Raw genomic sequence first — 13,223 nt, 5'->3', positions numbered from 1 at the left:
TGCCGTTCGCCGCCGGACAGGGCGGTGCCGGCCTCGCCGACGACGGTCGCCTCCCCGTCGGGCAGCCGGGCGGTCAACTCGTCGACACGGGCCAACGCCGCGGCCCGGGCGACGCGGTCAGCGTCGGCCGAGGTGTCGCCGGCGAGGATGTTGTCCCGGACCGTGCCGCCGAACAGGTACGGGTGTTGGAAGACCACGCTGACCAGCCGGCGCCTGGCGTCCGGATCCAGGGTGGCGACGTCGGCGTCGCCGATGCGGATGGCTCCGCTCGACGGTGTGTGCAGCCCTGCGAGCAGCGCCAGGACGGTGCTCTTGCCCGATCCGGAAGGGCCGACGATCGCGGTGGTGCTCCCCGGTTCGAAGGTCAGGTCCAGGCCGTCGAGGACGGGTGGGCCGTCCGGGTCGTAGCGGAATTCCACTGCGTCCAGCCGGATCCGGGGCGCTTCGGTCGACACGAACCCGTCCGCCGTGCCCCCGGTCGGGACCGGTGCGTTCAGGACGGCGTGCATCCGACGCAGGGTCGTCGTGGCGGTCTCAAGGCCGGGGAGGAGTTCACCGAGCGCGGCGAACGGCTCCAGGTAGCGTGCGATGACGACGATCAGCGCGATCGCCTCCGGAATGCCGAGGTCGCCCCGCACCGCAAGCACCGTCGTGGTGCCGGCCAGCAGCACCAGGGCGATCTGGCTTGCGAGGCTGAACAGCAACTGCCCCGGGATCTGCATGAGCACCAGCCGCATGGCCGCACCGTGCTGGGATTCCAGCGTGGCGCCGACGACACTGCGGGCTGGTTCGGCGCGCCGGGCCGCCCGCAAGGCTTGCTGGTTGCGGGCGAACTCGACGATCCGCTCGGTCAGCGAGGTGTTGCGTTCACCTGCGGTGCGGTCCGCGGCCCGGGTGATCCGCCCGGCCGCCCAGAACGCGCCGAGCAGCACCGGGACCCCGGCCAGTGCGGCGAGCCCGAGCGGTACGGAGATGGCGAGCAGCGCCAGCCCGGTGATGACGGGCAGGGCGATCGCGCCGATCAGCGGGGTGACCAGGTAGACGATGATGCCGAACAGGTCCGGGCCGGTCGCCGCGATCGCCTGCCGGGCGGTGGCGGTGTTGTCGGCGGTGAACCAGGTCAGCTGGATCCGGGTGAGCCGGTCGGCGATCGTGTGCTGGGCGTTGTTGAGCAGCCCGTACCCGAGGTCGAAGCCGATCCGGGCGACACTCGCGTCGACGACCCATCCCACGACGGTTACCGCGGTCAGGGCACCCACCCACGGCCACGCTCGTTCGGGGTCGGGGCCGAACAGGGCAGCGACGAGCGGCACCAGCAGCACCGCGCCGACCGCGCGCAGGATGACGCCGACGACGGTCAGGGCGGTGTGGCCGGCCACCCGGCCACGCTGGTCGGGAGGCAGCAGACGCACCAGGGTAGGGATCATCGGGCCGCTCCCTCGATCTCGAACGACTGACCGGCCGGCCGCGGCTGCCCGTCCGGGTCGGTCGCGGCGTCGTCGGCACTGCGTCCCTGTCCGGCGTCCCAGAGCCGCCGGTACCGGCCGCCGGCCGCGAGGAGTTCGTCGTGGGTGCCGGTCTCGGCGATGCGTCCCTCGTCGAGCACCACGATCCGGTCGACGCCGGTAATGGTGTGCAGCCGGTGGGCGATGACGAGCACGGTGCGGTCGGCGGTGAGCCGGTTGAGGGCCTGTTGCACGAGGTACTCCGATTCGGGGTCGGCGTAGGCGGTCGCCTCGTCGAGGACGAGGACCGGGGTGTCGGCGAGGATCGCGCGGGCGATGGTGAGGCGCTGGCGCTCCCCGCCGGACAGTGCCGCGTCGGGTCCGAGGACGGTGTCGTACCCGTCGGCCATGCGTTGGACGCGATCGTGGATGTGCGCCGCTCGGGCCGCGTCGACGACCTGCTCACGGGTCGCGTCCGGCACGGCGAGGGCGATGTTGTCGTGCACCGTGCCGTGCACCAGTTGCGTCTGCTGGAACACGAAGCCGACCCGCTCGTACAGCGCGTCGACGCCGAGGTCGCGCACGTCGCGACCGCCGACCCGGATCGCGCCGGAGTCGACGTCGTAGAACCGGGCGAGCAGTGCGGCCAGCGTCGACTTGCCCGATCCGGACGGGCCGACGAGCGCGGTCACGGTGCCGGGGATGAGGGTGAGCGAGACGTCGGAGATCACCGGCACGCCGGGCCGGTAGGAGAATGTGACCCGGTCGAAGACGACGGTCCTGGCGCGGTGGTGGGTGGAGTCGCCGTCTCCGATGACATCGACCTCCCCTGGGGCGGCGTGGGCGTCCTCCGCGGCGGTCCGCAGTTCGGGGCCGTCGATGGTGTTCTGTACGCGGCGGGCGGCGAGCAGCCCGGCGCGTAGCCCGCTCAGTCCGTAGCCGATGCCGAGCAGCCGGGCGCCGAACGTGGTTCCCAACAGCAGGAACGGCAGCAGCGTCACCGGCTCCATCGAGCCGCCGGCGACGAAGGCGGTGCCGGCGGCGGCGATGACGAGCAGGAACGTCCCCGGCCGGGTGGCGAGGTCCATCAAAGTCTTCTTGTTGGTGAACGGCCGCTGCCAGTCGTTGAGGAACTGGATGTACTCGTCGAGCCGGGCGCGGAACGTCGACGCGGCAGCCCCGCCGAAGACCCGGATCACCGGCTGTCCCTCCAGGTAGGCGCCGGCCTCGCCGGACATCCGCTCCGCCCACCGCTGGGATTGGCTGATCCTGGGTCCGGATTGGATGATCATCGCGTACATGGTGAACACGTAGACCAGCACCGGTACGAACAGCAGCAACGCCATCCGCCAGTCGACCACGAAGAGGTAACCGAGCACGGCCAGCGGCGCCACGATCGCGGCGACGGCGTCGGGGACGGCGTGGGTCACCAGGTAGTGCACGGCCAGGGTGTCGTCCTGCACCACCTGCTTGACGTGGCCGGAGCCGCGGGTGGTGAACCAGCCGAGCGGCAGCCGGGCCAGTTTGCCGAGCAGTCGCTGCCGCACGCCTCGCGCGAAGCGGGCGTCGACGAGGTGCAGCCACAGGGTGAGTACGCCGCTGAGCAGAGTGCCCACGCCGAGCAGGGCGACCGCGCACAGCCCGACCGTCCACAGCGCGTGGTCCGGCGCGCCGGCCAGCATCCGCCGGGCCAGCTCGACCAGCAGCACGAACGGGGCGAACTCCACCAGGGTCACCACCGCCTGCAACACCCCGGCCAGGATGAGGGTGCGCTTGAGCGGCACAAGGAGTCGTCCGGCGGCCTGGGCTCGCCAGGCGCCCCGCACGTCCGGGTCGGCCGTGTCCGAATGCACGGACTCGGCCGGTGCTGTCGGGGCCGTCGTCGCGCCGGCCCCGTCCACGACGGGTGCGGCCGAGGCTACCAACGACGCTCGGTCGGCGGGCGTGTCGGCGGGGGCGGCGGTGGCCGCCTCCGCGGCCCGGACAGCCGCCCGTTCCTCCTTGCTGGCGCGCCACTTGCCCATGGAACGGCCGTAGATCCAGTACGACTGGCCGTACACCTCCGACTTCGGGAACCCGAACTCGTCCTTCAGCCGGGCCCGCAGGTGCTTGAGGGAGACGTGTTCGGTGCCGAGCCAGGCATACCAGTCCGACCAGTCACGTGCCTCGATCGCCCCGGCCAGCGAGGCCCCTCCGGCACGCGGCACCCAGTGGACACGTGCCCGCGGGTGGGCGGCGAGCGGGATGAGCAGGTCGGCCTCGTCGTGCTGCTCGAGGTACACCTCCACCGGGACATCGGCGGGGAGCGCGCCGAGAATGCCGTTGATCGCCGGGATCGACGCCGAGTCGCCGATCAGCAGGTAGCCGGCAGGCAGGTCCTCCGGCACCTCGAACCGGGACGAGCCGAGCGAGGTCGCCATGACGGTCCATCCCGGCTGGGCGTTCTGCGCCCAGGTGGACGCGGCGCCGGCGGGCTCGTGCAGCACCATGTCGATGGCGAACTCGCCGGTCGACGTATCCGCCTCGGCGATCGTGTAGGCGCGTTGGTGCTCGGTCTCACCACCGTCCGGGTCGGGGAACCAGAACCGAAGCCAGACTGTGGGGAAGACCTCCACCTCGTCGAAGAGCGTCGGCGAGATCAGCCGGATACGCACCAGGTTCGGCGCACGCTGCTCCCGCCCGACCACGGTCGACTCATGGTCACGGGCGCCGAAGCTGCGCATGACCGCACCCTGGAATCCGCGTCTGCCCATCAAAGTTCCTCTCCGGTCGCGGCGAGGTCCGCGACGATCTCATGGACCGGCCGGCCGGGCGGCGCGACGTGGACCAGGCCACGGATCGCGCCGGTGAGCAGCAGCCGTACGTACTCGGGACGCGCGAACTGGGGCAGGGCAAGGTGCGCCGGCCCGAGGCGGTCGTCGACGGCGAGGTGGGTGACCGCCGACAGACGCTCCCGGTCGAGGCCGTCGGCGTCCTCCTTCTCGGCCGCGATGCTGACCTCCTCGGACGCCGCGAGCGCGATCGTCATCGAGGCGACCGCCCCGCAGACGACGATCGCCGCGTCCGGGGCGTAGCCACGCCGGACGAGCGCGGCGACCTCGTCGGCGAGCACCCGCCGCCCGGAGTCGCCGCGGGGGAAGAGTGTCTGCAGGTAGCTGGCTATGCCCGGGTGGACATGGGTGAAGGCCCGCAGTTGCAGCGCGAACGAGAGCAGGTGCCGCTCGATGCCGTGTGAGGGGTCGTCGGTCAGGGTCAGCTCGGCGAGGATGCTCTCCCCGACGAGTTGTTCGAGCGCCCACCGCCCGTCGACGTAGCGGTAGAGCGCGGTCGGGCTAACCCCAAGCTCGACGGCGACGGCCTTGACGCTGAGGGCGTCCATCCCCAGATCGCGACCGACCCGCACGATGTCGTCAACCCCGATCCGGCGTCGACGTTCGCCTACGCGCGCCACTGCACCTCCACCGCGAGTTATAGGGGGTAACTAAGGGCACCCTAAGTTAGGGCTCGCGGGAAAACAAGATCCCGGGGTCAAGGTGACGGATCGACTCACGAGCGACCGGCGACGACCGACACCACGATGCGGCTGCTGCACGGCCGCCCGCGTCCGGCCACCTTCAACCAGGTCTACCTGCACTACGACCCCTGCATCCCGGTACAGCGACGCGCCCCCGGCCCGCTACCACGCCAGGCCGGCGGCGGCTGGTCATTGAATGCGACGGCAAGCGGCACTACGCCGACGATGACGGCCGAGCCAGGTTGCCGGGCGCGGTGCCGAGGTAGAGGTGGCCGGTCAGATGGCACCAGGCCGGGGAGCGGTCGGACTAGAACCGATCTTGTCCTCACCTGCCCCCGTGTCCGGGGACAGGTCATGTGCTCCTGAACAGCCGGTCCAGATGCACGTCGATCGCGGCGAGCGCGTCCTGGGGCCCGATCACGTCGAGTTCGATCAGGGAGGTGAAGCCGGTGAGGGCGAGGAGCAGGTTGGTCTCGGTCGCCGGGTCGCGGCCGGAGTCGATGTGCCCGTCGGCGATCGCCTGGCGGACCAACTGCTCGACGAGGGCCCGCCCTTGGACGAGGCCGCGGCGCGCCTGCTCGTGCACGGCCTCGTCGTGCAGCGCCTCCAGGGCGTAGGCGGCGCTCATCCGGCTGGTCGCGCGGGCGTCGGCATGCAGGGGGAGCATTTCCGCGAGCGTCAGTCGCAGCACGTCACGGGGGTGCGGACGGTCACCGAGCTTTTCGAGCCCGTGGTGTACGCGCACCGAGGTCTGCTCGGACGCGAAGTCCATGGCGAAGGAGAGCATGGCGGTCCGGGAGGCGAAGTAGTGCTGCAGCTGCCCGAGTGACATGCCCGCCTCCTGTGCGACCACGCGCATCGTCAGCTGTGTGACGCCGCGCTGCTCCACCACCCGCCACAGTGCGCGGGCGATCGCTTCGCGGCGTCCGCGGTGGTCCACCTGTTTCGGCATCGCCGGCCCCTCCCTCGTACCCGGGACTGTTCCAATACAGTTGACATAATACAACTGACCCATAATCCTGGGTTCCACTCGAGGGAAGGAGTCGTCATGTGTGAACAGCCAAGGGTACGGACCACGGAAGGCGTGGTGCAGGGGCGCCGGCGGCAGGGGCACGCGGTGTTCCGCGGCATCCCCTACGCCCAGCCCCCGGTCGGAGCGCTCCGATTCGCCGCGCCCGCGCCGCCGCACCGCTGGGAGGGGACGAGGCAGGCGGTCGAGTTCGGCCCCGTGGTGCCGCTGTCCTTGCCGATCGACGTGCCCCCGCAGGGCACCGACTGGCTGACGCTCAACGTCGGCACTCCGGATCCCGGCGCGGCGGGACTGCCGGTGCTGGTGTGGATCCCCGTGGGCGGCTACCTCTCGGCGGCGTCGAGCGACCCGATGTACGACCCGGCAGCGCTGGCCGAGGCGGGAGTCGTCGTGGTGACCATCAACTGCCGCGTGGGCGCGGAGGGATTCGCGTTCCTCGACGACGTGCCGCCCAACCGCGGATTCCTCGACCAGATCGCGGCGCTGGAGTGGGTGCAGCGCAACATCGCCGCCTTCGGAGGCGACCCCGGCCGGGTCACCGTGGGCGGGGTGTCCGCCGGGGCGGGCTCGGTCGCCGCCCTGCTGACGATGAAGTCCGCGCGCGGCCTGTTCCGGCGGGCCATCGCCCATTCGGTGCCGGGGCTGCACAGCACCCCCGCGCTGGCACGGCAGGTCACCGCCGCGTTCGCGGACCGGCTCGGCGCGGCGGCCCCCACCGCCGAGGCTCTGCGCGACATCGACCCATGGCACCTGGCCGCCGAGCTCACCTCCTTCAACGCCGGCCTCCACGCGCACCGGGAGAGCTGGGGACGCCTCACGGAGACCGGCACCGCGCTGTGCCCCGTCGTCGACGGCGAGGTCCTCCCGGAAACGCCCTGGCCCGCGCTGACCGGCGCGCGCGCGAGCGGGACCGAACTGCTGGTCGGCCACACCCGGGACGAATTCCGGTACTTCAGCGTCATGAGCGGACGGTACGGCACCTTCGCCGAGGAGGACGCCCACGCAGCCCTGGAACTGCACGCCCCGCAGCCGGACGGCGCGCGGGCCTACCGTGCCGCGTTCCCGCAGGCAGGCCCGGAGGAGCTGGTGGAGACGGTGTACTCCGACGCCCTCTTCCGCATGCCGTCACAGAAGCTGGCCGAGGCGAACGCCGCAGCCGGCGGCACCTCATACCTGTTCGAACTGTGCTGGGTTGCCCCGGCCCTCGGCGGCATCCTGGGCGCCTGCCACAGCCTCGACGTGCCCCTGGCGTTCGGCACGCTGGACAGCCCCGTCGGCACCCAGCTCATCGGCGGGGAGCCCACTCCCGAGGCCGTCGCGCTTTCCCGCGAACTCCAGGAGGCATGGGTCCGCTTCGTCACCACCGGCGACGCGGGCTGGTCCGCTCACCGGCCCGGCGGGCACCTCACCCGCGTCCTGGACACCGAGTCGAAGACCCTGCCCTACCCCGAACAGGCATCCCGCCAGGTCTGGGAAGGCCACTTCCCCGCCCCCTTCGATCTCTCGTGATTGTCCGGGTCGGCTCCTACGACTGCGACGCCGCCACTCACCTGCCCATCGGGGACAGCGCGAATTGGCGTACAGCCAGGCAACACCCGGCCCGCTTGGCATCAGATCCCACCCGGCTGTACTACTGCGGCAAGCACCATCATCACGGCGTCAACCTGCAAGGGCTGGTCGATCCGCGCTGCGGCGACCTGGTGTGGATCTCTGACGGGCTGCCTGGCTCCACCCACGACCTGACCGCCGTCCGCATGCACGATGTGATCATCACCGCGCGATGGGCGGACGTGGAACTGCTGGCTGACAAAGGCTGATCGAGGTGGTCAACACATCGACACCCCCTTCTTCGGTGTCCGCCCCGGGATGCCCCGCGAACGCCCTTGGTGCCGACGGCCTCGATTGCTTAGGCATCAGCTTCTTTGGTGGCGGCGGGACTCAGTCGTTGGTGGACGCCCCTGGTTCAGTCGCGGCGTACCGGGCGGCGATGGTGCGGACGGCCTCGTCGACTACCTGAGCGACGCGTTCGGCGCTCACCTCCCAGCCGGGCACCAGGAGTGTTGGCCAGAAGACGTAGTTGGAGATCATGCCCAGGAACTGGGTGGCTGCGAGGTTCACGTCCTCGACCCGCACCGTTCCCGCCTCGTGCTCAGCCAGGAGGTAGCTGCGTACGGACTCGAAGTAGGGCATCTTCCCGTGCGAGAACTGCGCATGGGCCAGCTCCGGGAACCGCGGCAGCTCGGCGATGACGATCCGGAACAGGTCGGTCATCTGGGGCCGGCTCAACAGCTCGGCGTAACGGCGACCGATGGCGCTGAGCCCGTCAACGACGTTGCCTGCCGGCGGAGGATCCTCCTCGTCAGCGGTTGACCAGGACTCGGTGACGATGGCGTCGAACAGGGCAGCCTTGCTCGGAAATTGCTTGAACAAGGTGGCCCGCGAGACACCCGAGCGCTCTGCGATCCGCGCCAGCGATGTCCGGTCGTAGCCCAACTCGAGGAACAGTGCGGTCGCGGCGGTCACGATCAGCGCGCGCTTTTCCTGGGCGACGCGCTGGTGGTACGTCGGTACGACCCTGCTCATGGACCGAGCATACGAGGTGAGTGGCTTGACTCGCCACTGCCACCAATCTAGTGTCAGGGCAGTGGTGAGTCGCTCGGCTCGCCATCGGCTGATCGTTCATCGCCGATGATCCCGGTCAGCCACCCACGTACCGAAGGAACATCGGATGAACCGCTTCGACAACCAGACCGTGCTCGTGACCGGTGGGACCGGTGGCCAGGGATCGAGCCACGTACGCGCCTTTCACGCGGAGGGAGCGAACGTGGTGATCGGCGACATCGACACCGAACGCGGCGCCGCTCTCGCCGACGAACTCGGGACCCGCGCTCACTTCACCCGCCTCGACGTCACCGACGAGAGCTCGTGGTCCGCCGCTGTGCTAGCCGCCGAGAGTGCCTTCGGCGCCCTGAACGTGCTCGTCAACAACGCGGGCGTCCAGAACCCGCCGGCGCCGATCGAGAACACGGACCAGGCCACGTGGTCGCGCATCCTCGACATCAACCTCACAGGGACCTTCCTCGGGATCAAGGTCGCCGCCCCCGCTCTGCGACGCGCAACAGGGGGAGCCATCGTCAACATCGCCTCGACGATGGGCCTGGGCGGCACGGCGCACTACGCGCCGTACGTCGCCAGCAAGTGGGCCGTGCGAGGCCTTACCCGAACGGCAGCGCTCGAGCTCGGCCGGGACCACATCCGCGTGAACACCATCCACCCCGGCGTGATCGCGACCCCCTTCATCCAAGAACCAGCAGCCGGCGCCACCGCGGCAATCGCCGACTTCTACTCACCCGAGCCGTTCGCCATCCCCCGACTTGGAGAGCCGACCGACGTCACCCGGCTTCTCCTGTTCCTCACGTCATCAGACGCGTCGTTCATCACGGGGTCGGAGTACGTCATCGACGGTGGACTCCTCCTCGGGCCCGCCCTTCAGACCGAGACCGCATGAGCAGTCCAGACACGACCGGATGGAACGACTCCGTACGTGACGCGTCTCTGTCGCACCTGCCCGATCACATCCGGCGAGCCATCGAGATCACCCCCGCCGCAGGCACCAGCGAACGGATCATCGACATCACGACGCTGGGGCGCCGCACCGGCCGGCCACGCCGCATCGAGATCTTCTTCTACCGAGCTGCGGGCACCACCTACCTGTGTAGCGGCGCCGGCGGTGCCGCGACCGACTGGCATGCGAACCTTCTCGCCAATCCCAACTTCACCTTCCACCTCAAGAACGGGATCCGCGCGGATCTGCCTGCGCGGGCCGCGCCTGTCACCGACCCAGCTGAACGTCAGGCCGTGCTGGCGGAGATCGTCGCGGATCTCAACCAGCCCCACGACCCTGGCACCATCCGGCCGACTCGGCTCGAAGACTGGGCTGACAGTCGGCTGATGCGCATCAGCTTCCGCCATCGGCCGTGATCGCGGATCCCTCGACAGATGGACCTACTCCCAGGGACTGGGGTGTAGTCGCGGCTAGAGCAGCTCTTCGCCAGATGAGGGTGTAGCTGGCGCGGCGGTCCCAGATGGATGTCGAGGTTTCCAGAGGGAAAGGCTCCTACACGCTCATCCTGAAAGAGAACCGTGCTCGACGCTACCGTCGGCGACCGCTCGCACGCGTTCGCCCACCCCGATCTAACGACCTTCTGCAGACTCGACGAGCTCGTGGCCGCGTGTTGATGACCGCGCTGATCGACTCGGTCAGCGCCGGCGTCCCGGCCGTGCGGAGCGAGGTCATCACGCTGGGTCGGACGTTGAAGAAGCGTGCCGACGACGTGCTGGCCTACTTCGACCGGCCCGGCACATCCAACGGCCCGACCGAGGCGATCAACGGACGGCTCGAACACCTCCGCGGCTCCGCGCTCGGATTCCGCAACATCACCGACTACATCGCCAGGTCCCTGCTCGAGACCGGCGGCTTCAGGCCACGACTACACCCTGGTCTGTGAAGAGCCGGTAACCGGCGGAACCTGTCGGGTCTACGACACGTACTGGCACCCGGCCTCGCTCTTTTCCGGTGTGCCCGGCGCCACGGCACGCCGGCCCGCACACGGCTATGGTGGCCGATGGCGCTGGTATGCCCGTCCCACCAGGGCGGGCGTCGTAAGAGGGAACCCGGTGCGAGACCGGGACTGCCCCGCAGCGGTGAGTGGGAACGAACGCCGTCAACAGAGCACTGGACCGCAACGGTCCGGGAAGCGACGGCCGGTAGGAGACCGGTACCCCCGGTCGTGCCCACGAGTCCGAAGACCTGCCCGCGCTGCGCACACGGTCGGCGTGTGCGCTGCCGACGGCCTCGCGGGTGGGCCGGACGCGCGTCCCGCCACGGCCCCTGGCCGCGGTGGCGTTCGCCGTCCCGTCCGTGGCGCCACCTTTCTGGAACGGACGAGACAGCGATGACACCACCGGGGCGACCGCCGTCGGCGTCGCAACTGACCCTGTCGCAGATCATGGACCAGCACCACACCAACCTGATGGGTACGGTGCACGGCGGACGCATCCTCAACCTCATCGACTCCGTCGCCGGGGTCGTCGCCGCCCGGCACTCCGATGGCCCCGCGGTCACCGCCGCCATGGACGAGACCGTCTTCCTGCAGGCCGTACGCGTGGGTGACGTCGTGCACGTACAGGCCAGGATCACCTGGGCCGGGCGCAGCTCGATGGAGGTCGCGGTCAAGGTCACCGCGGACCGCTGGGACCGGGCCGTCCCGGCCACCACCGTCGCCACGTCACACCTCGTCATGGTCGCCGTCGACGACGACGGCAAACCACGAACGGTGCCGGCGCTGCTCCCCGAGACGCCCGGCGACCACCAAGCGTTCCGGCAGGCCGAGATCCGGCGACGGCACCGACTCGCCCTACGCGATGCCCTCGCCGGCCACGGCCCGGACCAGGTGGCCGTCTGATCCCGTCACCGCGATCACAGGTACGTGATCAGCGGACCGGCAGCCGGTTCAGGACGACCTCCGGGGCGATGTCGGGTGTGTGCCGGCTCCTCCAGCCGACATGTCCGTCCGGCCGGACGAAAACGACCCCGAATGCCGTCACGTCGAACACGCTGGTGGACGAGTTGCCCGGGCCGCCGAGCACGTCGGGACCGACCGGGTGTGCGCAGCGGCATCCGTCGTTCGGCGGCGACCGCGCTGCCTTGTCTGCCCAGGCCGCCCCGGCCGGTGTGGCGAGCAGGGTCGGCCTCGGCCCGAGCAGGTCGAGGGTGGAGACCCGCCGGTCGCCGTCTTGCTGCCAGACGTGCGGGAAGTCGGTGGCCGAGACGGGCCGTCGGGACGTACTTGGCCACCGCATCGTGGTCGGGCGCGGCGGTGCCGTCGGGCAGGACGGCGTTCGAGCTGTAGGCGTAGCCGAGGACGAGGCCTTCGCCGTGGCGAGCCGGGGGCGGGGCGCCGGTGCGGTGGGCGGTGACGGCCTCGACCAGGTGCCGGTGACTTTCATCGGCGCTGGCCAGGGCGACGGGCCCGCGTTCGGCCTCATAGCTGTCGATCAGGCGGGGCCGGCCCAGCCGTGGTGGACGGCGGCGAGTTTCCAGGTGAGGTTGTCGGCGTCGGCGATGCCGCAGTTCATGCCGTACCCGCCCGTAGGGGCGCGGACGGCCGTGTAGACGATCGTGGCCGTGTCGGGCGGTCGTCGCCTTGCTCATCATCGACCCGTACGACCCTGCGGTCGGCTTCGATTGAAATGTCGTACCCCGCATCTACAGTGATCACTCGCTGCTCACTGGCAGCCAGTGTTGGCTCAGGCTTGGGGAGGTCGTGGGCATGGCCCGACGTCAGCGCCGTACTCGTCGCAAGTACTCAGGTGAAATGCTGTTGCTCACCGGCATGTTGCTGCTTGTGCTGGTCTGGTTGGTGATCGAGTTCGTCGAGCGGCACCCGGTCCCTGCCGCCCTTCTTGCTTTTGTAGTGGTCGCTGGCGCGGGCTTCTGGCTGTGGACGCGTGTACGGCGGGCGCGGCGATTGGCGGACTGGGAACGCAATATCGCCGTCACGGACTCGATGACCGGTCCTCAGTTCGAGCGGTATGTTGCACGGCTGATGCGCGTGAGCGGGTTCCGCAAGGTCAGCGTGTGCGGCGGCGCCAATGACATGGGAGCCGACGTGATCGCCTACACGCCCGATGGGCGGCGGGTAGTCGTGCAGTGCAAGCGATACAAGGGCAAACTGGGTAGCCCGGATGTGCAGCGCTTTGCCGGCACCGCTCGTGACGTCCACAGAGCGGACGTGGCGTTGCTGGTGACGACAGGGACGCCGACGCGGCCGGCGCGGGAGGTTGCACGACACTGCCGAATCACCTTGGTGGACCGACCCATGTTGACGGAATGGGCCGCCACGCAGGTCGCGCCGATCCCCAGCTTGGGCGCTCCCACCACCACGCGGCCACCTGCGCCACCAGCAAGCCCAAGACTCCTTCGCCAGCCCTCGCCAACCCCGGCAGGGGGAAGTCCCTGTCCGCCTCCCACATACAACGAGATGTTGGAGGCGGACACGTCCGGGTAGCCGGAGAACGGCGCCGTCGGCCGGATGGCACCGTCACCTGTCAAAGGCACGGGCACGTTACCAGCCGACGTCCCCATAGAGTCAACCGTCGTCTCCCCAAATCGACCTGTGGCTGCGTCTGGCAGAGGTCCTCGACGTCGATCCGGAGTACTTCGCCGACACCG

Annotated in this window: 11 protein-coding genes, 3 pseudogenes and 1 riboswitch; of the genes and pseudogenes, 7 read left to right on the top strand and 7 right to left on the bottom strand. The window is 70.0% G+C overall.

Annotated elements, in window-relative coordinates; genetic code table 11:
- The 4 genes from AB0I42_RS34470 to AB0I42_RS34455 form a co-directional block, all read right to left on the bottom strand.
- Positions 1-1,427, bottom strand: a 1,427-nt coding sequence (locus AB0I42_RS34470; protein WP_357543955.1) for an ABC transporter ATP-binding protein, incomplete at its 3' end; no start/stop codon positions are given.
- On the bottom strand, positions 1,424-4,198 hold the full coding sequence (locus AB0I42_RS34465) for an ABC transporter ATP-binding protein/permease (protein WP_357543954.1): 2,775 nt from the start codon (positions 4,196-4,198) through the stop codon (positions 1,424-1,426). The genes AB0I42_RS34465 and AB0I42_RS34470, both read right to left, overlap by 4 nt.
- Positions 4,198-4,824 (bottom strand): hypothetical protein, encoded by a 627-nt coding sequence (locus AB0I42_RS34460; protein ID WP_357543953.1) that lies wholly within the window; start codon positions 4,822-4,824, stop codon positions 4,198-4,200. Before AB0I42_RS34460 ends, AB0I42_RS34465 begins: the two co-directional genes overlap by 1 nt.
- 487 nt (positions 4,825-5,311) lie before the next feature.
- Complete coding sequence (locus tag AB0I42_RS34455) at positions 5,312-5,911, bottom strand: TetR family transcriptional regulator C-terminal domain-containing protein (RefSeq protein WP_357543951.1); 600 nt, start codon at positions 5,909-5,911, stop codon at positions 5,312-5,314.
- A gap of 96 nt (positions 5,912-6,007) precedes the next feature.
- Between AB0I42_RS34455 and AB0I42_RS34450 the strand changes: the two genes are divergently transcribed.
- Together AB0I42_RS34450 and AB0I42_RS34445 are read left to right on the top strand one after the other, a co-directional pair.
- Positions 6,008-7,498 (top strand): carboxylesterase family protein, encoded by a 1,491-nt coding sequence (locus AB0I42_RS34450; protein WP_357543950.1) that lies wholly within the window; start codon positions 6,008-6,010, stop codon positions 7,496-7,498.
- A 119-nt stretch (positions 7,499-7,617) separates the two neighbouring features.
- A pseudogene (locus AB0I42_RS34445) lies at positions 7,618-7,806 on the top strand (transposase family protein); the annotation flags it as partial.
- Between the two features lie 121 nt (positions 7,807-7,927).
- Here AB0I42_RS34445 and AB0I42_RS34440 read toward each other — a convergent pair.
- A complete protein-coding gene (locus tag AB0I42_RS34440; protein WP_357543949.1) occupies positions 7,928-8,572 on the bottom strand; it encodes a TetR/AcrR family transcriptional regulator in 645 nt (214 codons plus the stop codon).
- 145 nt (positions 8,573-8,717) lie between these two features.
- On the opposite strand from AB0I42_RS34440, the gene AB0I42_RS34435 reads away from it, so the two are divergent.
- From AB0I42_RS34435 to AB0I42_RS34420, 4 genes and pseudogenes are all read left to right on the top strand, one after another.
- Positions 8,718-9,497 (top strand): glucose 1-dehydrogenase, encoded by a 780-nt coding sequence (locus tag AB0I42_RS34435; RefSeq protein WP_357543948.1) that lies wholly within the window; start codon positions 8,718-8,720, stop codon positions 9,495-9,497.
- Complete coding sequence (locus tag AB0I42_RS34430) at positions 9,494-9,970, top strand: nitroreductase/quinone reductase family protein (RefSeq protein WP_357543947.1); 477 nt, start codon at positions 9,494-9,496, stop codon at positions 9,968-9,970. The genes AB0I42_RS34435 and AB0I42_RS34430 overlap by 4 nt, the downstream gene beginning before the upstream one ends.
- Positions 9,971-10,212: 242 nt before the next feature.
- Positions 10,213-10,497: pseudogene (locus AB0I42_RS34425) on the top strand (transposase); the annotation flags it as partial.
- Positions 10,498-10,604: 107 nt separating this feature from the next.
- Positions 10,605-10,822, top strand: a riboswitch (cobalamin riboswitch).
- Positions 10,823-10,944: 122 nt separating this feature from the next.
- Positions 10,945-11,454 (top strand): acyl-CoA thioesterase, encoded by a 510-nt coding sequence (locus AB0I42_RS34420; protein ID WP_357543946.1) that lies wholly within the window; start codon positions 10,945-10,947, stop codon positions 11,452-11,454.
- A gap of 28 nt (positions 11,455-11,482) precedes the next feature.
- On the opposite strand, the gene AB0I42_RS34415 is transcribed toward AB0I42_RS34420, so the two are convergent.
- Together AB0I42_RS34415 and AB0I42_RS34410 are read right to left on the bottom strand one after the other, a co-directional pair.
- Positions 11,483-11,851, bottom strand: coding sequence for a hypothetical protein (locus AB0I42_RS34415; protein WP_357543945.1), 369 nt, complete (start codon positions 11,849-11,851; stop codon positions 11,483-11,485).
- A gap of 172 nt (positions 11,852-12,023) precedes the next feature.
- A pseudogene (locus tag AB0I42_RS34410) lies at positions 12,024-12,145 on the bottom strand (FAD-dependent monooxygenase); the annotation flags it as partial.
- Positions 12,146-12,366: 221 nt separating this feature from the next.
- On the opposite strand from AB0I42_RS34410, the gene AB0I42_RS34405 reads away from it, so the two are divergent.
- A complete protein-coding gene (locus AB0I42_RS34405; protein WP_357543944.1) occupies positions 12,367-13,059 on the top strand; it encodes a restriction endonuclease in 693 nt (230 codons plus the stop codon).
- Positions 13,060-13,223 lie beyond the last annotated feature (164 nt).

It is taken from the genome of Polymorphospora sp. NPDC050346 (assembly GCF_040655695.1).
Taxonomy (GTDB): Bacteria; Actinomycetota; Actinomycetes; order Mycobacteriales; family Micromonosporaceae; genus Polymorphospora; species Polymorphospora lycopeni.
This window is presented reverse-complemented; position numbering and strand designations above follow the sequence as displayed.